The following is a 23,239-nucleotide window of genomic DNA, read 5'->3' as shown; positions in this document are numbered from 1 at the left end:
CGCAGGCTTCAACGCCGCCGTATTTCGGTTCGGTAACGTGACCTCCTATGCTTAGTTGGAGCCTTTGCAAGGACTTGGGGGCGAGTAATCGTAAGGAAACCGGTATATGAGTAGTGTTCTGACAATCCGAGGCGGAGTCCCGCTTACAGGCCGTGTCAACGTCCGTGGGGCCAAGAATCTTGTTCCCAAAGCGATGGTGGCAGCCTTGCTGGGCAACGAACCGTCGGTGTTGCGGAACGTTCCGGAGATCAAGGATGTCGAGGTTGTCACGTCCCTGTTGCAGCTGCACGGCGTGACGGTGGTCAAGGATCCTTTGAGCGGTGACCTCACCCTGGATCCGAAGGCGGCCAAGACCGCCCCGAGCACCGCTATTGACGCCCATGCCGGGGATTCACGGATCCCCATCCTGCTCTGCGGACCCCTCATCCACGCGATCGGTGAGGCTTTCATCCCGGACCTGGGCGGCTGCAAGATTGGCGACCGGCCCATCGACTACCACCTCAACGTGCTCCGCCAGTTTGGCGCTGTCGTAGAGAAGCGGCCCGGCGGCATCCACATCTCCGCACCGCGGGGCCTGCAGGGAGCCAAGATCTCCCTGCCTTATCCCTCGGTGGGCGCCACCGAGCAGGTACTGCTCAGCGCCACCCGCGCCGAAGGAATCACAGAATTGGCCGGGGCCGCCACCGAGCCGGAGATTATTGACCTGATCGCCGTGCTGCAGAAGATGGGCGCCATTATCAGCGTCCAGACCGACCGCACCATCCGCATCGAAGGCGTCAAGGACCTGGGCGGCTACAACCACCGTGCCCTCTCGGACCGCAACGAATCGGCGTCGTGGGCTTCGGCGGCGTTGGTCACCCGCGGCGACATTTTCGTCGAAGGTGCCTCGCAGCGGGACATGATGACGTTCCTGAACACCTACCGCAAGGTGGGCGGCGGCATGGACATCGGCGAGGACGGCATCCGCTTTTACCACCGCGGCGGAAAGCTCAATCCGCTGGTCCTCGAAACCGACGTGCACCCCGGCTTCATGACCGACTGGCAGCAACCCCTGGTGGTAGCACTGACCCAGGCCGAGGGCGTATCGATCGTGCATGAGACCGTCTATGAAAACAGGTTCGGTTTCACCGAGGCTCTCATCCGGATGGGCGCCAACATCCAGGTGCACCGTGAATGCTTGGGCAGCGTGCCGTGCCGCTTCGGCCAGCGGAACTTCCTCCACTCGGCCGTCATTTCGGGCCCCACCCAGCTCAAGGGCACCGACATCGACGTCCCGGACCTCCGTGGCGGCTTCAGCCACCTCATCGCTGCGCTTGCCGCAACCGGCACGTCCCGCGTGACCGGGATTGACATCATCAACCGCGGCTACGAGCGCTTTACCGAAAAGCTGGCCGGCCTCGGCGCCGACTTCGACATCACCTCGACGAAGTAGCGTTGGGGTCGTGAAGGAAACAGCCAAGAGCCAGGCCACATTCGTTGTGGTCGCAGCCATCGTGCGCACCCTGCTGAACGGCATGATGAACAAAAAGTGGGAGGGCCTGGAAAACCTCCCGGCCGGCGGCTTCATCGCCGCGCCCAACCATTGCACCGAGATCGATCCGCTTATCGTGGGCCACTTGCTGTACAACCAGAAGCGCGCGCCCCACTTCCTGGCCAAAGCCGGGCTGTTCAAGGTTCCCGTGCTGGGTGCCATCCTTCGGGCCACCCGCCAGATCCCGGTGGAACGCTCGACGGCGGGAGCGAACCGCTCGCTTCAGCTCGCCCAGGAGATCGTGGCCGACGGCGGGGCCATCATCATCTACCCTGAGGGGACGCTGACCCGTGATCCGGAGCTGTGGCCGATGAAGGGCCACACCGGGGCAGCACGCCTCGCGCTCGAAGGTGGAATACCCGTGGTGCCGATCGCCCATTGGGGTGCCCACGAGGTCTTCCCGCGTTACGCAAAGAGCTTCCACCTTTTCCCGCGCAAGACGTCCCGGGTAGTGGTGGGTAAACCGGTGGACCTCAGTCCTTTTATGGGCAGGGCGCTGGATAAAGCAACCCTCACCGCTGCCACCGATGCCATCATGGACGCCGTGACGGAACTGCTGGCAGGCATCCGGGGCGAGGTACCTCCGGCCGAGCGCTGGGATCCCGCCAAACACAACCAGGCCACGCACGGCCGCTTCGTTGACCGGAAACGGCCTGACGGCGCAGCGGATGCCACGTGACCGCTGACGGAAGCCGTCCCGGCTCGGCCCGGTCTGTTGCTGTCCTGGGAGCAGGTTCCTGGGGAACCACCTTCGCCAAGATCCTTGCAGACGCTGCCAAGGCGGCGGCCGTGGAACGAAGCATCCGGCTGTGGGGCAGGCGCAACGAGGTGGTGGCGCAGATCAACTCCTCCCATAGGAACGAGCAGTATCTGAAGGACACGGTGCTGCCCGCCAGCATCACAGCGTCCATGGATGTGCGTGAGGTCTTGTCCGGCGCGGACCTGGTGGTCCTGGCGGTGCCCGCACAGTCGCTGCGTCTCCAACTCCGCGAATGGAAAGCCCTGGTTGCCCCGGACGCGGTGGTGGTGTCCCTGATGAAGGGCCTGGAACTCGGAACGGATGCCCGCATGAGCGAGGTCATCAGCGAAGAACTCGGGATTCCCGATCACCGGATAGCGGTAGTCTCGGGGCCGAACCTCGCCTTGGAGATCGCCCGTGAAGAACCTACGGCCTCGGTGGTGGCGTGTACAGATGAGGCGACCGCGGGCTGGATTGCCAGGAGCTGCACCGCTCCGTACTTCCGCCCGTACACCACAGGGGACGTGGTGGGCGTGGAGATTGGCGGCATCGTTAAGAACGTCATCGCGCTGGCTGTTGGCATTTGTGAAGGTAAGCAGATGGGGGACAACACCAAGGCCTCCGTCATTACGCGGGGCCTGGCTGAAACGTCAAGGCTTGCCTTGGCCCTCGGCGGGGAGGCCCGGACCATGGCCGGACTCGCTGGCCTGGGGGACCTGGTTGCAACCTGCTCCTCGCCGCTGTCGCGGAATCATACAGCCGGCCGGCTGCTGGGCCAGGGCCTCACCCTTGATGAGCTGGCCCTGAAGATGACGCAGACCGCCGAAGGAATTAAGTCAGGCCAGGCCGTGAACGATCTCGCGGGCAAGCTGGGCGTGGAGATGCCCATCACCGCCGCTGTTGTAGCCGTCCTCGCCGGCAAACTGTCCGTTGACCAACTGGGCCCGCTGCTGCTGGCCCGGGACCTGAAACCCGAAGGCGATTACTGAGATGTCTGACGAAAACCTGGCCGCAGCGGATCCGGCGCGCCGGGCGAAACCCCGAGTTGCGGTGCTATTTGGTGGCCGGTCCAGCGAACATGCGGTCAGCTGCGTGACGGCTGCCGGCGTGCTGGGGGCAATCAACAAAGACAAGTACGACGTCATCCCTATCGGCATCGCCAAGTCCGGGCAATGGGTCCTGGCCTTGGCGGACACTTCCCAGTGGTCGCTGTCCGCGGCGTCGCTGCCGGAAGTTCCGGCGTCGTCCGAGACTGTGACCCTTGCCGAAATCGGCGGGGAACACCAACTGATTGTGGCCTCGCCGGACGCGGTTCCCCGCGAACTCGGCACCGTTGATGTGGTGTTCCCGCTGCTCCACGGTCCGTTTGGGGAAGACGGAACCATCCAAGGGCTGCTGGAACTCTCTGACACCCGGTACGTCGGCGCGGGAGTGCTCGCGTCCGCGGTGGGCATGGACAAGCACTACATGAAGGTTGTTTTCGAAGCCGCCGGCCTGCGGGTGGGGCCGTATGTCGCCGTCACGGACCGGCAGTGGCTCAACGACGCCGAGGACGTCCGCAAGCAGGTGGACCGTCTCGGCTTCCCGGTGTTCGTCAAACCGGCCCGGGCGGGATCCTCCATGGGCATCTCCAAAGTGGATTCGCTGGAGGAATTGGATGCCGCCGTCGAGGAAGCCCGCCGCCACGACCGCAAGCTGGTCATTGAGGCTGGCATCGTGGGCCGGGAAATCGAGTGTGCCGTCCTGGAAGGGCGCGGAACGTCAGCGCCGCGTACCTCCATGCCGGGCGAGATCTCCGTGGCAGGCGGCGGTCACGATTTCTACGACTTCAACGCCAAATACGTTGAGGACGACGCCGCTTCGCTCAGCTGTCCGGCCGACATCCCCGAGGACGCAATCGCGAGGGTGCGGGAACTGGCGGCAGTCGCGTTCGACGCCGTCGGGGCGGAAGGACTGAGCCGCGTTGACTTCTTCTACACCCCTGAGGGCGAGCTGATCATCAACGAGATCAACACCATGCCGGGGTTTACTCCCAAGAGCATGTACCCGCAGATGTGGGCAGCATCCGGCCTGGACTACGCGGACCTTATTGACGAACTGATCTACCTGGCGCTGAACCGGAAGACCGGCCTGCGCTGACCCCCTACTTGCTGGTCGGCAGGTTCTGCAGGTCTTCCTGGCCCACGCAGTTCCCGGTGGCGGGGATCTTTGCCGCGGCCCCGGAAAGATCAGCAAGGACGGTGGCGGAGCTGATGGTCTCCTGATCCTTCGCGAGGAGGATCTCGGTGGCCGGTTTGCGGCCGAAAGTGGTCAGGGTCCATGCCGCGTCCGCTTCCTTGATGACCCAATCGACGCCGTTGACGCTTACGCAGCGGTCCGTGGTCGGGCCCGGAACGTTAACACCGCAGCGCAGGATCACCTGGGAGGGGTCCCCCCAGGCAGCAGTGGCCTGGCTGTTGGTCTTCCGCAGCTTCGCGTCGCCGATGGCGTCCGGCAGGGCCACCATCATCGGCGCGCACGCGGGGTTGGCCGCGTCAGCGGCCGGGGCCACATCCACGGCGGGGGCGCAGCCGGAGAGAACAGCGCCGGCCAGGGCAGCGGTCAGCAGGCTCAGGGACACACGGACGGGTAAGAGCAAACGCGGATGGTGCATCCATCAAGCCTAGTGCCGCCGCGCAGTGGCGCCGCACGCCTGACGGTGACGCAGGATCAGCATTGTCGGTGCCGGGCTGTAGCGTAGGGGCGTGCCTGAAAAACCCCTGACCGACGAAACCCCCGCAGTCGCCGCCATGTCCGAATCCGGACTGCTGGCCCGGATCTTTCCCCGCCTGGAAATGGGCGGCGGTGCCCACGGCTCGGCCACACTGCTGGGGCCGGGGGATGACGCTGGGCTGGTGGCGGCACCGGACGGCCGGACGCTGATTTCCATTGACACCCAGGTCCAGAATCAGGACTTCCGGCTGCAATGGGCCAATGGCTACCGGACTACCGGTTTCGATGTCGGGTGGAAGGCTGCAGCCCAGAACCTGAGTGACATCAATGCGATGGGCGGCAAGGCCACCTCGCTGGTGGTCAGCCTCACCCTGCCGCCGGAGACACCCGTCAGCTGGGTCGAGGACCTGGCCGACGGCCTCACCGCGGCAATCAAGGAACTGGGGGCCACCGACTGCTCCGTGGTCGGGGGTGACCTGGGCCGCGGAACGGAAATCTCCGTGACCGTGGCGGTGCTGGGCACCTTGGAAGGGGGAAAGCCGGTGTTGCGCTCCGGTGCCCGCCCCGGCGACGTCCTGGCACTGGCCGGCACAGTCGGCCGGGCCGCGGCCGGCCTGGCGCTCCTGGAATCTTCAGCTCCCATGCAGGCCCTTGCCCCGGCGCAGCGTGCACTTGTCGAAACCCAGTGCCGGCCGAGGCCGCCCCTGGCAGCGGGCCCGCGGGCCCGGGAGGCCGGCGCTAGCGCCATGATGGATATCTCGGACGGTCTGCTGCGCGACGGCAGCCGTCTCGCCGCCGCCAGTGGCGTGGTGCTGGACCTGGACCCGCTGGAACTGAAGCGGCAGGCGGAAGGCCTCAGCCCGGCGTCGGACGTCCTCGAAGTGGACCCGGTGGCGTGGGTGGTGGGCGGGGGAGAAGACCACGGACTGCTTGCCACATTCCCTGCCAACATTCAGCTTCCGGCTGGATTCACTGCGATAGGCTCAGTACAAGCCCCGGGAACCGACACTGGCCCGGGCGTCACAATTGCGGGCCGCGTCGCTGGCGCCAGGGGATGGGATCACTTTGCAGACTAAGGTTGCCGCGAATGCCCAAGCGATGAAGCGGTGGTTGGACAAGGCCGAAACGGCCATCGGCAACCACAGCGACCGCATCAATGCCATCAACATTTTCCCCGTGGCGGACGGCGATACCGGAACAAACCTTTACCTCACCGTCCGGGCAGCTGCCCGCGCCCTGCACGGCGGCACGGCAAGCCCGGACTCAGCCGCCCTGTCAGATCCGGGCCAGGCGGATGTGGGAGCAGTGCTGGCGCATGCGGGCCGGGCGGCGATGGAGCAGGCACGCGGTAACTCCGGCACACTTTTCTCCGTGTTTCTCTGCGCCGCCGCGGAGCCGTTGGCCGGGCACACCCGCCTGACGTCAGCGCTGCTGGCCGCGGCGCTGAACCGCGCCCAGATCCGGGCGTGGTCCGCATTAAGCGATCCTGTACCGGGCACCATGCTTTCGGTGATGGAGGCCGCAGCCCGAGCCGCCGCGGCAGTGGACGCGGGTCACAACGGCGACGACAGCAACCTCGCCCTGGGTAAAACCCTGGACGCCGCCGTCAAGGGCGCCCTGCAAGCAGTGGTCAGCACAGAGAGTCAGTTGGCCGCCCTGGAAGCCGCACATGTAGTCGATGCGGGGGGCGTTGGCATGCTGCTCATCCTCGATTGCCTTCGCTCCGCTGTCCTGGGCGAGGGACTGCAGGGTGAACTCCTCGACGGCCTGCACGGCTACGACGTCCAGGACCCGCACATCCACACCAGCATGCCGGATGACGACGGCGTTGAAGTCATGTGCACCATCAGCCTCTCACCGCTGAACGCCGCCACACTCCGGCAGAGGCTGGACGAGATCGGCGACTCCGTCATCATGAGCCAGGTGGGCAACGCCGCGAATCCGGACGGCAACTACCGCTGGCGTGTGCACGTCCACGTCCCGGACGCCACGCCCGCCGTGAGCGTGATCCGCTCCCTGGGGCACCCTTCAGAGCTCACCGTCAGCGAACTTGCCGTAGCCCGAGATCCCGAACCGGCTCCAGCGAGCTCCTATGGGCATGAGCGCTGACCTCGGCCAGCGCCTCGAACGGCTGATCGGAAAACGGTCAGCGTCGGCCATTGAGAAACATTTGGGGATCAGCACCGTCGGCGGCCTGCTGAACTATTTCCCCCGCCGCTACCTGAACCGGGGTGAGCTGACTCCTATCGGCGAGCTGCCCGTCGATGAGGAAGTCACCCTCATTGCGCGGGTTCTCTCCAACAGCACCCGCAAGATGCATACGCGCCGCGGGTCCATTACCGATGTCATCATCACCGACGACGCCGCATCCCATGGCCGTCCGCGCCTTGCCTCCGTAGGGCCCGGCAGCGGGCACGGCACCCTCAAGATCACTTTTTTCAGCGGCTTTCGGGCACAGGCCGAACTCCTGCCCGGACGGCGCGTGATGTTCTCCGGCAAAGTGACCCGGTACGGCGCCTCGCTCGGCCTGACCAATCCGGACTTCAACCTCTTGGACGAAGACCCGGACATGCCGGGTATGGACCCCGAAAAGCTGGCTGCCATGCCCGTCCCGGTGTACCCGGCCACGGCCAAGCTCACCAGCTGGTCGATTCAGAAAGTGATCGACACGCTCCTCCAAACCGTCGATCTGGAGGCGTTGCCCGATCCGTTGCCGGACGACGTCGCCCGCCGGGAAAAGTTCCTGCCGGTGGCCGAGGCCTACCGCCTCATCCACAAGCCCGAAACGCAGGCCGACTGGAAGCGCGCCCAGGACCGGCTCCGGTTCCAGGAAGCCCTGGTCCTGCAGGCTGCCCTGGCCCGGCGGCGTGCACAGCTGGCAGCCGAGGAAGCCACCGCCCGACGGCCGGCAGCCGATGGGCTGCTGACGGCGTTCGACCGGCAGCTGCCGTTCACCCTGACTGGCGGCCAGGCTGCCGTGGGAAAAACCCTTGCCGCCGAACTCGCGCAGGACAGCCCTATGAACCGGCTCTTGCAGGGGGAGGTCGGGTCGGGCAAAACCATTGTGGCGTTGCGGGCCATGCTTCAGGTGGTGGACGCCGGCGGGCAGGCGGCGCTGCTGGCGCCCACCGAAGTCCTCGCAGCCCAGCACTTCGAATCCATCCGCCGCACGCTGGGTTCCCTTTCCCGGGATCCCATGCTGTCCGCGGACGGGCTTCTCGGTAGCCTGGCCGAAGGTGCCGTTCAGGTTACGCTGCTCACCGGTTCCATGCCCGCTGCCGCCCGCAAACGGGCCATGCTCGACGCCGCGTCCGGTGCGGCCGGCATTGTGATCGGCACGCACGCACTGCTGAGCGATAATGTCGCGTTCTATGATCTGGGCCTGATCGTCGTGGACGAACAGCACCGGTTTGGTGTGGAGCAACGTGACGTCCTGCGGTCAAAGGCCAACAAGCCGCCGCACCTGCTGGTCATGACCGCCACGCCTATTCCCCGGACCGTGGCGATGACCGTCTTCGGAGATCTTGAAACCTCCATCCTGGACGAGCTCCCCGCAGGCCGGGCGCCCATTTCCACTCATGTGGTGGGCCTTGCCGAAAACCCTGGCTGGGCAGGGCGTATCTGGTCGCGTTCGCGCGAGGAGATCGACGCCGGGCACCAGGTCTATGTGGTGTGCCCCAGGATCGGAACGGACGACGACGGCGATTTCAGTCCCGGCGAAGCGGAACCTTCCGCAGCTGGCCTGGCAGGCGACGGCGCTGAACGCGAACTCGCGTCGGTGACCGCCGTCGTCGACCAACTGCTCCAGGAGCCGGCCCTGTCCGGCGTCCCGCTGGCACCGATGCACGGCCGCCTGGACACGGCGGTGAAGAATGCCGCGATGGCCGATTTCACGGCCAACCGGACCAAGCTCCTGGTCGCCACCACCGTGATCGAAGTGGGCGTGGACGTCCACAACGCCACGTTGATGGTGATCCTCGACGCCGACCGCTTCGGCATCTCGCAGCTTCACCAGTTGCGTGGGCGGGTGGGTCGTGGCGGCCTCCCCGGAACCTGCCTGCTGGTCACCGGCCTGGAACCAGGGCACCCGAGCCGGCGCCGGCTGGATGCGGTGGCTTCCACCACGGACGGCTTTGAGCTGTCCCAGGAGGACCTCAAGCTGCGCCGCGAGGGCGACATCCTGGGCGCGTCACAGTCAGGCGGCCGATCCACCCTTAAGCTGTTGCGCGTGTTGGAGCATGAGGACATCATTGCCCGGGCAAGGCAGGACGCCCAGGATGTGGTGGGCGCGGACCCGACGCTGGCACGGCATCCCCGCCTCGCTGAGGCCATCAACGAATACCTGAATCCCGAGAAGGAGGCGTTCCTTGAGCGCGGATAGTAGGCGGGCATGAGCCGCATCATTTCGGGCGCCGCGGGCGGGACCCCGCTGGTCAGCGTCCCGGGGTCCATGACCCGGCCCACCACGGACCGCGTCAAGGAGGCGTTATTTTCCCGGCTGGATGCCTTCGGCATCATTGCCGGTGGCCGCGTCCTGGACCTCTACGCCGGCTCCGGAGCGCTGGGCGTGGAGAGCAGCAGCAGGGGCGCCGACGCCGTTGACCTGGTGGAATTCGATGCCAAGGCAAGTTCCGTCTGCCAGCGCAACGCTGATCTCATCAACGGCGTGCTGGCCCGCAAGGTCGTCACGGTCCACCGTTCCAAAGTGGAGTCCTTTTTGGAGCGCACATCAGAGGAGGTCCGCTGGGACCTCGTTTTTATGGACCCGCCCTACCCATTGGACGAGGTTGCCGTCTCGGCGGTTTTGGCCAAACTCGCAGGCCATCTCGCTCCGGCTGCGGTGGTGGTGGTGGAACGGTCCTCGCGCTCGCCGGAACCAGGCTGGCCGGCCGGCCTTGAACGGTTTGCGGAGCGGAAGTACGGGGAAACCAAGCTCTGGTTCGCAGAGCCCTCAGTGCTTCCGGAGGACTGAAATTCAGCCCTCGAGCCTGTCCAGGTCCACGCCCGCCAGGACTTTGGCGGGGTGGGGGCCGCGTGCCGTCAGTTCGGCGGTCCAGCCCTCGGGCCACGCCGTCTGCGTGCCGGTGAGGATGATGTTGCCGGGGTAGCGGCCCGCAAACATGCCCGTCTCCGCGAACGCCGCCACATCGGTCATGGCGCGGCGCATGGCGGCCACCTGGCTGCGGACCAGCGTGAGGCCAGGTTCATCGCCGACGTTGACGATCAGCAGACCTCCGGGGCTGAGCCGTGCACGGGCCTCTTCGTAGAACTCTGTGCAGGCAATGTGTTCCGGGGCGTAGGGCCCGGAGAAGATATCCAGGATGACGACGTCGAACTGAAGGTCCCCATCCAGCTCCGCCAGAGCGTCGCGGGCATCGCCGATGATGGTGTGCAGGTCGGTTCCGTCGGGCAGGGGGAGCTGCTGCAGGACATAGTCCAGGAGCTCCCGCTCCAGCTCCACCGCATACTGGACGGAACCGGGCCGGGTCGCCTGGATATAGCGGGCCAGTGTCAGTGCCCCGGCGCCGAGATGCAGCGCCGCGATCGGCCGGCCTGGGGGCGCGGCGAGGTCCACCACGTGGCCGATCCGCCGCAGGTATTCGTAAAAAATCTCTTCCGGGTGGGCCAGATTGACGTGGGACTGTTCGGCCCCGCCGATGCTGAGGACGTAGGCGCCGTCAGTGAAGGCATCAGGCTCGATGGCGGCATGTTGTCCGGTGGTGCGCAGAAACCTGGTGGACCGTGCACCGCCAGCCTCCGGCATCACAGCTTTCCGCTGAGCGTTGCCAGCCGGGCGGCCGCCTCCTCGAGGACTGCCACCTTTTTGCAGAAGGCGAACCTGAGCAGGCTGCGGGTCCGTTCCGCACCTTGCGGATGGCAGAAGACCGGCACGGGGATTGCGGCAACCCCCACCAGGGCGGGAAGACGGCGGGCAAGGTCCACGGAGTCGGCAATGCCGAGGGGTGCGGTGTCCACGTTGACGAAGTAAGTGCCCTGCGGGGTGAAGACATCGAAGCCTGCGGCGCGGAGGCCTGCGCTGAGGATGTCCCGCTTCTTCTGCAGCGTGGCTGAAATCCCGTGGTAGAACTCGTCCGGCAGTGCCAGTCCGGTGGCAATGGCTGCCTGGAACGGCGTGCCGGAACTGTAGGTCAGGAATTGCTTGACGGTGCGGACTGCCGCCACAAGGTGCTCCGGCCCGGTCAGCCAGCCGATCTTCCAGCCGGTGAAGGAAAAAGTCTTTCCTGCCGAGGAAATGGTGATGGTCCTCTCGGCGGCACCCGGCAAGGAAGCCACCGGGATGTGCCGGGCACCGAAAGTAAGGTGCTCGTACACCTCATCGGTGATGATCAGGCAGTCATGCTTGCGGGCAAGCTCAATGACGCGCTGAAGGACCTGACGGGGGAACACCGCGCCCGTGGGATTGTGGGGATTATTCAGCAATACCACCCGGGTACGGTCGGTGAACGCTGCTTCGAGTGCTGCCATGTCCGGGAAGAAGTCAGGGGCAAGGAGCGGGGCGGTGGTGTGGGTGGCGCCGGTCAGACCAATGACGGCGCCGTATGAGTCGTAGAACGGCTCGAACGTCAGCACCTCATCGCCCGGCCCGGTGAACGCCAGCAGGGCAGCCGCGATGGCCTCGGTAGCCCCGGTGGTGACGATGACCTCCGTCTGCGGGTCCAGGGTCAGGCCGTAGAACCGGCTCTGGTGGGCCGCGACGGCTTCCCGCAGTTCCAGGACGCCCTTGCCCGGCGCGTACTGGTTGGCACCCGCCTCGATGGCGGCCATGGCTGCGGCCTTGATTTCAGCCGGCCCGTCCTCGTCCGGAAAGCCCTGACCCAGATTGATGGCGCCCGTCTGCGCGGCCAGGGTGGTCATCTCCTCGAAGATGGTGACGCCCAGCTGGCCGGCAGGTCCCAGGAGGTTTGCGCCGGCCGCCGTCCGCTGCCACGGAGCCGGTGCTGCGGGCATGGAAAGTTCCCGTGGTGGATGCATTCAGTCATGGTATCCCGGCCTCCATGCGGTAGGTTCGGTGGATGAGACGCGCAGTCTGCCCCGGATCCTATGACCCCATACACAACGGTCACCTCGAGGTCATTGCCCGCGCGGCCGGCCTCTTCGATGAAGTGATTGTGGCTGTTTCCACGAACTACGCCAAGAAGTACATGTTCAGCCTAGGGGATCGCATCGACATGGCCCGGGAAACCCTGGCTTCGCTGCAAGGCATTGTGGTTGAGCCTGTGGGGGAGGGCCTCCTGGCCGAGTATTGCCGCCAGCGTGGTGTGTCCGCGATCGTGAAGGGTCTCCGTTCTTCATCGGATTTCGATTACGAACTCCCCATGGCCACCATGAACCGCCAGCTCAGCGGCGTTGAGACGGTGTTCCTGCCGGCAGAGGCGCACTACCTCCACCTGTCGTCCACCCTCATCAAGGAAGTGGCCAGCCTGGGCGGCAGCGTTTCCGACTATGTACCGCGTTCAGTGCAAAAAAGGCTGCTCTCAGGCGAGTCGGCGTAGGACCAACTCCCAAGAGGGTAGGCTTGTCCGGTACTTCGGCGGCTGTCCCGGCCCGGTTTGAGTCCCTGCGGCTCTTCAGGCTAAGATGGTACGTCGGTCATATGTTCAACAGGAGTTCTCATTAAACGAGATGCTAGTTCGCCCTTGGCGTTCGACGTCAAGGATCTCGGGCGCAGCCCGGGCAGCATGCGGACGCTGAAGGAACATGTACCCGCGCCAAGTGATTTTGGCGTGGCACTCATTGGCGTTCAGGAAGGCTCGGATATCGAGCTGGACTTGAGGCTTGAGGCCGTACACGAAGGAATTCTGGTATCAGGAACCGCGGTCGCCGAAGTTACAGGCGAATGCGGTCGATGCCTGGATCCCCTTGCGTATGACCTTGAGGTCAATGTGCAAGAACTTTTCTTCTATGAGGGCGTCCTGCTTTCAGATGAAGAAGACGAAGAAGAGCAACGTCGAGTCGAGCACGATCTAATCGATCTTGAACCGGTGTTGCGGGACGCAGTTGTAACCATGCTGCCGTTCCAGCCGGTGTGCCGGGAAGACTGCCAGGGCCTTTGCTCCGAATGCGGAGTACGCCTGGAAGACGAGCCGGGGCATCACCACGAGGTCGTAGATCCTCGCTGGGCCGCCCTGGCTGACTTGGCTAAGCCTGACCGGCAAAACTGATCTGTACGTGTTTGTCTAGAGAGAAATGAGTTAGCCGTGGCTGTCCCGAAGCGGAAAATGTCTCGCTCGAATACCCGCGCCCGCCGCTCCCAGTGGAAGGCAACCGCCCCCCACCTGGTGAAGACTGTCGAGAACGGCCAGGTTGTTTACAGCCTGCCGCACCAGGCAAAGGTCGTTACTGACTCGGCTGGCACTGCGCTGTTCCTTGAGTACAAGGGCCGCAAGGTCGCAGACGTCTAATCGGCCCCCAAGGCTGAGATGATATCTTCAACTGAAGAGCTTCTGAAGCGTCTCGGTGTCTCCATTGACGCCGGGACGCTTCGTCTTGCTCTGACACACCGTTCTTACGCCTACGAAAACGGCGGCATACCCACCAACGAGCGCCTTGAGTTCCTCGGCGACTCCATCCTGGGTTTCTCTGTGACGGACGCCCTGTACCGGGACAATCCCACGCTGCCCGAAGGCGACCTCGCCAAACGCCGCTCCGCGGTAGTCAGCACACGTGCCCTGGCCGGTATCGGCCGAAGCCTGGGCATCGGGGACTACATCTATCTGGGGCAGGGCGAAAAGCTTACCGAGGGCAAGAACAAGGCCTCCATCCTGGCGGACACCATGGAAGCACTCATCGGCGCCACCTACGTGTCCAACGACATCGAGACTGCACGTCAGCTGGTCATGCGACTGATCGGCCCGCTCCTGAAGGACGCGGCGGCCCTTGGTGCGGGAACGGACTGGAAAACCAGCATCCAGGAGCTCGCCGCAAGCCGGCAGCTTGGCACTATCTTCTACGCAGTCGAGGGAGCCGGTCCTGACCACGCCCGTACCTTCAAAGCTGTCCTGAACATCGGCGGCAAGCCGTACGGCAATGGCTCGGGCCACTCCAAAAAAGAAGCCGAGCAGGAAGCTGCCGCGGACGCCTGGCGTGTTCTCTCCGGAACCAAGGAAGCCGCGACCGGCGGATCAGCCGGGTCCGGTTCCGGCGCCTAGGTCCAGCCGTGCCCGAACTGCCTGAAGTTGAAGTGGTCCGCCGCGGGTTGGTGCGCTGGGTCCGCGGCCGGACCATCACTTCGGTCGACGTCCTGGACCCCCGTTCGCTCCGCCGCCACACACTGGGCCCCGAGGACTTCATGGGCAACCTCCAAGGCGCCACGGTGGTGGATGTGGTGCGGCGCGGAAAGTTCCTGTGGATGCCGCTGCGCGAAGCCGGGGATGTCGCCACTGCCGGTGGTGTCCCGGCGCCCGCCGAGCCGGCCGTCGCCCTCATGGCGCACCTTGGCATGAGTGGCCAACTGCTGATGCAGGATTCGTCCGTCCTGGACGAAAAGCACCTGAAAGTGCGCCTCCGGCTGAGCCCGGGTGAGGGCTTGCCGGACCAGCTCCGTTTTGTGGACCAGCGCATCTTTGGCGGCCTGTTTGTGACGGATTTGGTTCCCACTGACGACGGCGGTCCCGGCGGCATCGCGGAGTCACCTGTTCCCTTGATTGCCGCAGAGGCAGCGCACATCGCCCGGGACCCCCTCGATCCCGCATTTTCCTTCGAGCTTTTCTACAGCCGGCTCAAAAAACGCAGGACCGGCCTCAAGCGCGCCCTTTTGGATCAGGGGCTGGTCTCGGGCATCGGCAACATTTACGCTGACGAGTCGCTCTGGCGTGCCGGCCTGCATTACGCCCGGCCCACGGACAAGCTGGGCCGATCCGAGGCGCAACGCGTGATCACGTGCGCCCGCGAGGTCATGCTTGACGCGCTTGCGGCCGGCGGGACCAGCTTCGACTCCCTGTACGTCAACGTCAACGGCGCCTCCGGCTACTTCGACCGCTCCCTGAACGCGTACGGCAGGGAGGGGCTGCCCTGCCACCGGTGCGCCGCCGTCGGAATTAACTCCTTGATCCGCCGCGAACAGTTCATGAACCGCTCGTCCTACACGTGCCCCGTCTGCCAACCGCGCCCACGGAACGGACGCTGGTAGGAAGAAGCGAAAAGTGTGCGGATTCTGCGGTTCCGCAATGTGGGTTCCCTTGGCAGACTGAGCCCATGAAAGTCTGGGGTGTTCTTATCGCGGTGGCAGTGGCGGAGCCATGATCACCAAGAAACTGGTCCTCGCGGGAGTTGTAGCCGCTGCCTTGCTGGGCGGCGGAGCTGCGGTGCTTGACCAGGTCGCCCCGGCAGGCACAACCCCGCCTAATGCTGGCACGGGCAGCTCCTCTGCGGACGGCAGTATTCCGCACCCTTCGGGGACAGAGGCCGGCGGCACGGCCGGGTCTGGCGAGGGTACGGAGTCAACACCAGCCGCGGCATCACCGCCGGAAGGAACGCCGTCCGAAGCGGCCGCGCCGGATCCAGCGGGTCGACGTGTCCTGGAAGTTCTGCCGCCGGCCAGTGCCGCACCCACCGGCCTGCCCATGCCATCGCCTCCGGCCGCCTTGATCCGAACTCCGTTGCCGGCCTCGGCGTCAGCCCAAGGCAAGGTCGTGGAGGGCTTCCCCGTCCAGGTGGTGACCTTCCCCGAACGGACTGTCCTGGTGTCCACCAGTGTGGGCTCCGCTGATCGGACGCTCCAGGTCACCGCTGACGGTATCGCGGAGCTGAGCGTCGCGCAGGTAACGGGTCATTTTCAGCAGTCCCTGCTGGCCCTGGGCTTCCAGTCCGAAGCAGTGACATCCGGGGATGGCCGGCAGTCCATTCGCCTGTCGCGCGGAACTGACACCGTGACGGTGGCCATCACGACGACGGGGACCGGAAGCACGCGGTTCACACTGTTAGGCAGCCTCCATGCGTAAACGGACGACCAGCTGATGTATATCTCCGTGTCAGACCGCAACGGCGGCAAGAAGGACGAGCACGTTGCCGACGGCGGTCGAACCCGGCGGCCTGAAACGCGGTTCAAACTCTCGCACACCATCGTGTGGCTTGGCGTTGTCAGCATGTTCACCGACATCTCCTCCGAGTCAGTGGCCGCCATCCTGCCCCTGTACATCACGGGTTTCCTGGGGCTCTCGGTGATCGCGTTTGGTGTACTGGACGGCATCAACCAGGGGGCCAGCGCGTTGGTCAGGATCGCGGCCGGGTGGGCTTCTGACAGGATGGGCCATCCCAAGCGTGTTGCCGTCGCCGGGTATGGGCTTTCGATGGCCGCCAGGATCGGTCTTCTGTTTGCCGGCGGCTTTTGGTCCCTCACGGCGACCATCACCGGCGACAGGATCGGCAAAGGCATCCGCACTGCTCCCCGTGACGCGCTGATCACTGTTTCGGCGCAGCCTGAACATCTGGCAAGGCACTTTGGCGTCCACCGGATGCTCGACAATATCGGCGCCGCGACCGGGCCCCTCCTGGCCTTTTTCATTCTTATGCTCATCCCCAACGGCTACTCAACAGTCTTTGTGGTGTCGCTGGCATTCGCCGTCATTGGCGTGGCCGTGCTGGCACTGCTCGTCCCGGATCTGCGTGCCGGAAGGCCTCGCTCCGGGACGGACAGGCCGAAAATTCCGGCAGTTTCGTTCCGCTGGCCGATGCTCCGGGAACCAGGCCTTGGGCGACTGCTGGTAGTTGCCGGAATCCTGGGGTTGCTTACCGTGGGAGACGGCTTTATCTACCTCGTGCTGCAGGACAAGAATTCGTTCGCCGTGCAGTGGTTCCCGCTACTGTATGTGGGCACCAACCTCGTATTCCTGGTGCTTGCCGTACCGCTGGGCAGGCTCGCTGACCGGTGGGGCAAAGCCAAGGTTTTCATCTCAGGGCACGCGGCGCTACTCGCCTGTTATTTGCTGACAGCTATGCCGTTCGCGGGAATCGGGCCGACGCTCGGCTGCCTTGTCCTTCTCGGCGTGTTCTATGCCGCTACGGATGGGGTATTGGCAGCCCTTGCCAGCCAGCTCACCCCCCCTGAAAGGCTAGCAACGGGTATCGGCGCGGCGCAGACCGTAGTGGCGGTAAGCCGGATGGCTGCTTCAGCCGTTTTCGGGATTCTATGGTTCGCACTGGGTCCGGCGGCGGCGATGGTTGTGGTTGCCTGCCTGTTGACCGTTGCCGTCGTGGCGTCTCCGTTCATCCTTAACGGGATCGGGCATGAGAAGCGCGTGGCATGACCCGGCGCCGCTGGGAGACTGACGGAAAACTCCGTTGGGTCATCCTGTTGGTACTGACCGTGATCGTGGTTGCCGGCGCCGGAACGTATGCCGCTCAAGCGTTCCAGCGGTTCCAGGCTGCAAGCCTTGCGGCATCCTCGGCTGACATCGCGGCCGGCAGCTCTTCCCTGCCGGACCAGCCGTTTGTCCTGTTCCGCAACACCGCCTCCGGTGTGGGCTATGGCCAGGTGGCGACGGTCCTCCTGTCCGCCCCGGGAGCACAAAGGACGGTGGGCGGCGCCGCCTGCGACCGCGTTTACGGGACATCCGGTGAAGTGGTGTGCCTGCGGACCAACCGCGGTCTGATCACCAGCTATGAGGCGGCCATCTATGACAGGAACTGGCAGGAGATCCGCAGCTGGGCGCTGCGTGGGATCCCCAGCCGCACAAGACTTGATGGAGCCGGAAGCACCGCAGCAACAACAGTCTTCGTGACCGGGCACTCGTATGCGGGAACAGGATTTTCCACTGAGACGGTGATCAGTCCCGTGGACGGCGGCACCGGGACAGGAAGCCTCGAGGACTTCGCCTTGTGGGTCAACGGCGCCCAGGTCAGTCCTGCGGACAGGAACATCTGGGGAGTGACCTTTCTTCCGGGCCAATCCGATTCCTTTTACGCCACGGCAGCATCGAACGGCCGGATTTGGCTTGTCCAGGGAAGCATCTCGTCCCGTAAGCTCACCGCAGTCCACGACGGCGTTGAATGTCCGTCAGTCTCTCCCGACGGCAAACGAATTGCCTTCAAAAAGAACATGGCAGGCACCGTGACACCGCTCTGGAACATCGCGGTCCTCGATATTGCCACGGGCACTGAGTCACTCCTTGCGGAGACACGCAACGTTGATGACCAGGTTGAATGGCTGGACAACAACACCCTGCTCTACGGACTGGGCCGGGATGATGCTGCCGGAGACAGCGACATCTGGCGTCTCGGCACCAACGCCGATTCCCGGCCGGAACTCTTCATCGAACACGCCTGGTCTCCCTCCGTGGTGCGCTGAGACCATTTGGCTTCATGAAACAGACTGGCAGCGGGAGAGTAGCCCCTGCTGCCAGTCTGTCCTAAGCCATTCAGCTGGCCGGATCAGGCGCGAACACAACGTCAACGAAGTAGTTGGTGGCCCTGTCTGTCCGGTTAGGGACTGCTGTTCCTGTCCCTAACCGTAGAGCCCGTTCCTGGTGGGTGCGCGGAGGACGCCGCTCGACCAGACCTGGGTGAAGAAGTTGGCCGTGTACGAGTAGCGGCCCACCGGCGCGTTATAGGAAACAACGTACGTGGCGCCCACAGCCAACCGGATAGGGCTGGCCAGGACCGCGGTCTGCCACCCGCTGGCCGTTTCGTTGGCGAAGGCTACCCGGATCAGCCGGGCGCCCACCGGATCCCACAGGGATCCGGTGTGGACCCCTGTGTTGCTGGGACCTTTGTAGAACCTCAGCGCGGTGACCACGCCAGCGGCCGTCGTCTGGAACGCCGTGCCAAGCTCCATGGCACTCGTGTCAGTGGAAGCCGCGACTTGGGGGACCATAGAAGAAAACAGGGTCTGGGCGGCAGGCGCCGCGTTGACTGTGGTGAATTGCCACGAAGTGGGAGCGAGTGAGGCCCCTGTTGTGGAAATGACGTTGCTGGCGCTCGCGGTGATCTGCGCATTCGAAGGTAGCTGCTGCGCAGGGCTGAAGGTGATGGTGCGGGCATCCGCGGATAGTGCCGACGAACCGGCCACGTTGGCGCCTCCTGCCGACAGCACCAAGGCCGACCCGGGCTGCACCGCTGAGGACAGCGTCAGGCTCGGCTTAGCGCTCAGTGCAACACCGGTTGCGTTCGGCGCCGGTGACTGGGATGTGACAGTCAAAGGTGCCGGGGGTGGCGGTGCGGGGGTACTCCCGCCTTGCTCAAACACAAGATCCACCAGGTAGCTGGCATTGGACCCCGACGACGGGAAATCGCCGCTGTAGGAGTAGGAGCCGGAGCCCGCTGCCGTGCGGAGCGGACCGCTCGTGAACCCTGACGCGAACCCTCCAGGCGTGGCCGAGTAGGTGCCGCTGGGGGAGCGGTAGGCGGCGACGTATTCCGTGTCGGCCGCTATGGCCACCGGCTGGCTGAAGGTCGCAGTCTGCCAGCCTGCTGAGGTTTCCCCGGTGAAGGTGACCGTGGCGAGCTGTTGGCCTGTCACGGTGAAGAGGGAACCGGAATGTGTGCCGGTGTTTCCGGCAGCCTTGTAGAACCGGATTCCGGTAATGGTGCCGGCGGCCGAACTCGCGAACCTGACGCCCAGGACGAGCGGGATGCCGTCGTTGGACTCCATTACCGTTGGCGTGACTGTGTCCTGGTAGAGCGTGCAGGGGCAGGTCCCTTCTGTCCTGGGGGACGGGACCGTGGTGAAGCTCCAGGAGCCGCCGGCACCGAGTTGTTGACCCGTTGCGGACGTGGCTGTCAGTGTCGCGGTGTAGGTGGTGGCGGCAGCCAACGGGGCAGATGGCGTGAAGGTCATCTTGGACGTTGTGGCGTCGAAGGCCGTTGTACCGGGGACAGACGCCGTTCCTGGACCCGTGAGGGTGGCCTTCACCGTGGATGCTGTCACAGGTTTGGAGAAGACAGCCGACACCGTGCTGTTCAGCGCCACGCTTGACGAGCCGGGCAGCGGCGATTGGGCGGCGGCGGTGAATGGTGGATCCGGGTACTGGACCACAACATCGACCAGGTAGCTCGCCGTTGAACGGGCGTTCGGGAAATCGTTGGAGTATGAGTAGGCGCCTGCGTCAGAAGACGTCCTCAGGTTGCCGGCGCTTAGTCCTGGGCCAAATCCATTGACCGTCGCTGAGTAGGTACCGGTTGTGGTCTTGTAAGCCATGACGTACTCCGTGTTGGCGCTCATGCCAACAGGCTGGTTGAAGTATGCGGTCTGCCAGCCGGAGGTGCTTTCATTGGCGAACGTCACGGTGGCCAGTTGCTGGCCGGAGGCCGTGAACAGTGTGCCTGTGTGCGTACCGGTATTTCCTGCGGATTTGTAGAAACGGACGCCGGTCAGTGTGCCGCCGGTTGTGCTGGAGAACCGTATGCCCAGGGTGAGGGGTACGCCGTCCCTGACTTCCGGGATGCCCGGGAGCACCGAATCGTCATAGAAGCTGCAGGGACACGTTCCGGGCACCGGCGGAGAGGCAACCGTGGTGAAGGACCACGTTCCGCCCGAAGTTAGGGCTCCGCCGCTGGAAGCGGTGGCGCTGAGGGTCGCTGTGTACGTCGTGCCAAGTTCAAGGCTGGACGCAGGAGTGAACGTGACTTTCCGTGCCACAGCGTCGTAACCCGTGGTCCCGGCGACGTCGGTCCCGCCGGAGGCCGTCAGTTTCAGCTGGACGCTCGAAGCGGTTACCGGCTTGGAGAAGACAGCTCCCACTGTGGTGGACTGCGGAACGCTGGACGAGCCGCCTAGAGGCCACTGCCCTGAAACAGTCAGCGGCGTGGTGTCCGTCGTGTCAAAGACGGCGTCTACGAAATAGTTTCCGTTGCCGTAGCTGCTTGTTGGGTAGGCGTCCGGGCTGCCGTAGACCCCGGCAGGCGGGCTGGCGAAGCCCCCGGCTACAGTCAGGGGCGGATCGTTGAAGCCGAAGCTGTCCCACTGGCGGTCCTTGGCGGCGTAGTGGCCACGCGGGGCTGTGTACGACACGGTGTAGGTCTGGCCGGCCCCCACGGCGACAGGCTGGGAAAAGAGGACCTTCTGCCAACCCGTAGCTGTTTCCGCTGTGAAAGTTGCACTGGCCACACGCTGGCCGGCGGAGTTCCATAGCGATCCCATGTGGGTTCCGGTGTTTGCGGTGCTCTTGTAGAACCTCACGCCCGTGATGAAACCATCCACCGTCGGCGTGATCTTCAAACCCAGTTCGTAAGCTCCGCCATCCCCGGAGTCCGCCACAGCCGGCACCTGGGTGCCGAAGACCGTGTAAGGGCCGGTCAGGGTGAGATTGCGGGTTGCGGCGGCCCCGATATTGGCGGTGTCGTCCACGGCACGGACCTGCAACGTGGCGCTGGACAAGCCCTTCTGGATGTAGGTGTACGTCCAGTTCTGTTTTCCTTGCGCAGGATGCCAGCTGGCTCCGCCATCTGTGGAAACCTCCACCCCTGAAACAATGCCGCCGGTATCGGTGGCACTTCCGGAGGCCGTGACACTGGTCCCTTGCGGTATCGCAGCACCCTGGGCAGGAGAAGCAATGGTGACCACGGGGCCAGTGTTGTCAGTACTGGGAGTGGCCGGGGAAAGACCGGGGTCGCGCGTGCCCGGCTGGGCACCCATATCCGCCAAGAGGTTGATCTGGGCTTGCTGCATGCGGGGATCCGCTGGAGCTCCCGGGCCATCGTGCTCTTGGTCAAGGCCCCAGGTCCACTGGACGGTGCCCGCGGAGAATACCAGGGCCCCGCTGGCCGCACGGTAGAGCGTGACGTTGTGGGTGGTTGTGCCGGCTTTGACGGTGTTTCCGTAGTCCTGGAGGTACTGCTCTACCGGTCCTGTTGTTGTGGACAGCCGGATGAGTCCGGCGGGCCGGAAGCCGTTGTCCAGGTCTTCGTCGGATTCATAGCCCACGGTGTGCGGAGCCAGCTGGGCCGATGTCCCTGCCGCCAGGGTGGCGAGCGACGTGCCACGCCAGAGCCGGGACTTGCCTTCCGCAGCGTTCACGGTAATGGGCAGATCAGAGAAATTCGACATGTACAGGGTGCCGGTCAGGCCGTTCTCAGGCAGGCCGCCGCCATTGGCCTGTGAGGCATACCGGGGATCACGCCACGTGCCGGTCCATTCGTTGCTGGGATCGATCTTGCTGTTGGCCCAGGTTTCCTTGTACGAGGTGATGGTCCGATACGCGGCCCCGTCAACGGCGGACGGTTCGTAGCGAGTCCGCCAGTACATCTCGTTTCCGGAGAGGAACTGAAGGTTCACGCCCGCGTCCCGGGCCGCCGCCACATTGGTGCGCTGCGCACCCGACCAATATTCATCGTGCCCCACCGAAAGGAAGACTTTGTGGTTGAGCAGCAGGCCGCCGCTGCGATCGGTATCCACGCCGCTGATGTAGCTGACGTCGTAGCCGTTTTTCTCCAGGAAGCGGACCAGGGGGTATTCGTTGCTGAAGTAAAAATCCCGGCCGTCCGGTCCACCCCTTGTGTCAACGGGACGGTTGTAGCTGATTTTGTAGGCACGGCCGTTGACAGCGCCTTGATAAAAGTCAGCACCGCCGTAGGTGTTGTAGGCCTGCCACGACGTGTCGGAAGTTTGGAATACAACGTCCGAGTGGCTCGCGTCATTGCGGACAATAAACGTGATGTGGCTTTGGCTTCCATTGTCCGGGCGGGTCAGGAGGGCAAAGTACACGCCCGAGACTGCTGTCGAGGGCACCTGCCATGTGGCTGAAACGGCCCAGTTGCCGCAGTCGTACAGTTCCGTGGTGACGTCTGTGAGGCACTGCGGCTGGTTTTGCCGGAAGGCTGATGGGGTTACGGCGGCGATCTTGCGGGCCCCGAGGCCCTGGTACCAGCCTGTTCGGTAGATGTTGATGCTGTAGTTGGCGGCGTTGGTGTCCACCTTGAATCGGATGGGCTGCCCGGCATTGACACTGATCTCGGTTGCGAAGCCCTGAATATCGGAATCGCCGGCCCCCGAAATGTCCCACTCGGAGGCCGGGCTGCCCGGCTTTGAGTTCTCGCACGAGATGGCATTAATCAGCGGAGCGCACGGGTCCGCGGCCGACGCACTGGTGAGAAAATTCGCTGGAAGACCGACGGGCAACAGCGCAGCTACGAGCGCGAGAATCACCACCACGACGGTTCGCCGCAGGGGCTTCAGGGAACGCTCGGCTGGGTATGCGGGCATGTGAACTCCTGGATTGAGTACGCTGTTGCGAAGCAGGCCCGGAGCGAGTTGCTTCGGGCCGTCGCCGCTCCCCCCAGGGGCAGCCAAACCAAGACATTCA

The 23,239-nt window shown here is 64.6% G+C and carries 20 protein-coding genes; 16 read left to right on the top strand and 4 right to left on the bottom strand.

The window, feature by feature from the left end; genetic code table 11:
• Positions 1-106: 106 nt before the first annotated feature.
• From murA to AC1MCD_RS12005, 4 genes are read left to right on the top strand one after another with little or no spacing between them, the layout of a single operon-like run.
• Positions 107-1,432: a UDP-N-acetylglucosamine 1-carboxyvinyltransferase gene (gene murA / locus AC1MCD_RS12020; RefSeq protein WP_498672205.1), complete on the top strand. Its 1,326-nt coding sequence runs from the start codon at positions 107-109 to the stop codon at positions 1,430-1,432.
• A 10-nt stretch (positions 1,433-1,442) separates the two neighbouring features.
• Positions 1,443-2,210, top strand: a complete 768-nt coding sequence (locus tag AC1MCD_RS12015; RefSeq protein ID WP_498672203.1) for a lysophospholipid acyltransferase family protein — start codon at positions 1,443-1,445, stop codon at positions 2,208-2,210.
• The gene (locus tag AC1MCD_RS12010) at positions 2,207-3,259 is read left to right on the top strand and encodes an NAD(P)H-dependent glycerol-3-phosphate dehydrogenase (protein ID WP_498672201.1); all 1,053 of its coding nucleotides are present in this window, start codon (positions 2,207-2,209) and stop codon (positions 3,257-3,259) included. The genes AC1MCD_RS12015 and AC1MCD_RS12010 overlap by 4 nt, the downstream gene beginning before the upstream one ends.
• A 1-nt stretch (position 3,260) precedes the next feature.
• Positions 3,261-4,409, top strand: a complete 1,149-nt coding sequence (locus tag AC1MCD_RS12005) for a D-alanine--D-alanine ligase family protein (protein WP_498672199.1) — start codon at positions 3,261-3,263, stop codon at positions 4,407-4,409.
• A gap of 4 nt (positions 4,410-4,413) precedes the next feature.
• On the opposite strand, the gene AC1MCD_RS12000 is transcribed toward AC1MCD_RS12005, so the two are convergent.
• Complete coding sequence (locus AC1MCD_RS12000) at positions 4,414-4,923, bottom strand: DUF3515 family protein (RefSeq protein ID WP_498672196.1); 510 nt, start codon at positions 4,921-4,923, stop codon at positions 4,414-4,416.
• A 136-nt stretch (positions 4,924-5,059) separates the two neighbouring features.
• Here AC1MCD_RS12000 and thiL point away from each other — a divergent pair, with 136 nt between their 5' ends.
• The 4 genes from thiL to rsmD are packed head-to-tail and all read left to right on the top strand — an operon-like array spanning position 5,060 to position 9,954.
• Entirely contained in the window at positions 5,060-6,058 is a 999-nt protein-coding gene (gene thiL / locus AC1MCD_RS11995; RefSeq protein WP_498678312.1) for a thiamine-phosphate kinase, read from the top strand.
• A 22-nt stretch (positions 6,059-6,080) separates the two neighbouring features.
• A complete protein-coding gene (locus AC1MCD_RS11990) occupies positions 6,081-7,091 on the top strand; it encodes a DAK2 domain-containing protein (RefSeq protein WP_498672194.1) in 1,011 nt (336 codons plus the stop codon).
• Positions 7,081-9,363, top strand: coding sequence for an ATP-dependent DNA helicase RecG (locus AC1MCD_RS11985; RefSeq protein WP_498672190.1), 2,283 nt, complete (start codon positions 7,081-7,083; stop codon positions 9,361-9,363). The genes AC1MCD_RS11990 and AC1MCD_RS11985 overlap by 11 nt, the downstream gene beginning before the upstream one ends.
• A 9-nt stretch (positions 9,364-9,372) precedes the next feature.
• Entirely contained in the window at positions 9,373-9,954 is a 582-nt protein-coding gene (gene rsmD, locus AC1MCD_RS11980; protein WP_498672187.1) for a 16S rRNA (guanine(966)-N(2))-methyltransferase RsmD, read from the top strand.
• A gap of 3 nt (positions 9,955-9,957) precedes the next feature.
• Here the strand turns inward: rsmD and AC1MCD_RS11975 are convergent, their stop codons facing one another.
• On the bottom strand, positions 9,958-10,746 hold the full coding sequence (locus AC1MCD_RS11975) for a spermidine synthase (RefSeq protein ID WP_498672186.1): 789 nt from the start codon (positions 10,744-10,746) through the stop codon (positions 9,958-9,960).
• On the bottom strand, positions 10,746-11,975 hold the full coding sequence (locus AC1MCD_RS11970) for an aminotransferase class I/II-fold pyridoxal phosphate-dependent enzyme (protein ID WP_498672184.1): 1,230 nt from the start codon (positions 11,973-11,975) through the stop codon (positions 10,746-10,748). Before AC1MCD_RS11970 ends, AC1MCD_RS11975 begins: the two co-directional genes overlap by 1 nt.
• 41 nt (positions 11,976-12,016) lie before the next feature.
• Here AC1MCD_RS11970 and coaD point away from each other — a divergent pair, with 41 nt between their 5' ends.
• From coaD to AC1MCD_RS11930, 8 genes are all read left to right on the top strand, one after another.
• Complete coding sequence (coaD, locus tag AC1MCD_RS11965) at positions 12,017-12,496, top strand: pantetheine-phosphate adenylyltransferase (RefSeq protein ID WP_190989808.1); 480 nt, start codon at positions 12,017-12,019, stop codon at positions 12,494-12,496.
• 144 nt (positions 12,497-12,640) lie between these two features.
• Positions 12,641-13,165 carry a YceD family protein gene (locus tag AC1MCD_RS11960; RefSeq protein WP_498672183.1) on the top strand — a complete coding sequence of 175 codons (525 nt, stop codon included), beginning with the start codon at positions 12,641-12,643 and terminating at the stop codon, positions 13,163-13,165.
• A 36-nt stretch (positions 13,166-13,201) separates the two neighbouring features.
• The gene (gene rpmF / locus AC1MCD_RS11955) at positions 13,202-13,405 is read left to right on the top strand and encodes a 50S ribosomal protein L32 (protein ID WP_056738282.1); all 204 of its coding nucleotides are present in this window, start codon (positions 13,202-13,204) and stop codon (positions 13,403-13,405) included.
• A 21-nt stretch (positions 13,406-13,426) separates the two neighbouring features.
• On the top strand, positions 13,427-14,152 hold the full coding sequence (rnc, locus tag AC1MCD_RS11950; RefSeq protein ID WP_498678311.1) for a ribonuclease III: 726 nt from the start codon (positions 13,427-13,429) through the stop codon (positions 14,150-14,152).
• 8 nt (positions 14,153-14,160) lie between these two features.
• Complete coding sequence (gene mutM, locus AC1MCD_RS11945; protein WP_498672181.1) at positions 14,161-15,132, top strand: bifunctional DNA-formamidopyrimidine glycosylase/DNA-(apurinic or apyrimidinic site) lyase; 972 nt, start codon at positions 14,161-14,163, stop codon at positions 15,130-15,132.
• Positions 15,133-15,241: 109 nt separating this feature from the next.
• Positions 15,242-15,943 (top strand): hypothetical protein, encoded by a 702-nt coding sequence (locus tag AC1MCD_RS11940; RefSeq protein ID WP_498672179.1) that lies wholly within the window; start codon positions 15,242-15,244, stop codon positions 15,941-15,943.
• 15 nt (positions 15,944-15,958) lie between these two features.
• The gene (locus AC1MCD_RS11935) at positions 15,959-17,248 is read left to right on the top strand and encodes an MFS transporter (protein ID WP_498672178.1); all 1,290 of its coding nucleotides are present in this window, start codon (positions 15,959-15,961) and stop codon (positions 17,246-17,248) included.
• Positions 17,245-18,288, top strand: coding sequence for a TolB family protein (locus tag AC1MCD_RS11930; RefSeq protein ID WP_498672177.1), 1,044 nt, complete (start codon positions 17,245-17,247; stop codon positions 18,286-18,288). The genes AC1MCD_RS11935 and AC1MCD_RS11930 overlap by 4 nt, the downstream gene beginning before the upstream one ends.
• 156 nt (positions 18,289-18,444) lie before the next feature.
• Here the strand turns inward: AC1MCD_RS11930 and AC1MCD_RS11925 are convergent, their stop codons facing one another.
• Positions 18,445-23,139 (bottom strand): DUF4082 domain-containing protein, encoded by a 4,695-nt coding sequence (locus tag AC1MCD_RS11925; protein WP_498672175.1) that lies wholly within the window; start codon positions 23,137-23,139, stop codon positions 18,445-18,447.
• Positions 23,140-23,239 lie beyond the last annotated feature (100 nt).

It is taken from the genome of Arthrobacter sp. BF1 (genome assembly GCF_056680215.1).
The sequence above is the reverse complement of the archived record's forward strand: the minus strand, read 5'-3'. Positions and strand labels throughout refer to the sequence as shown.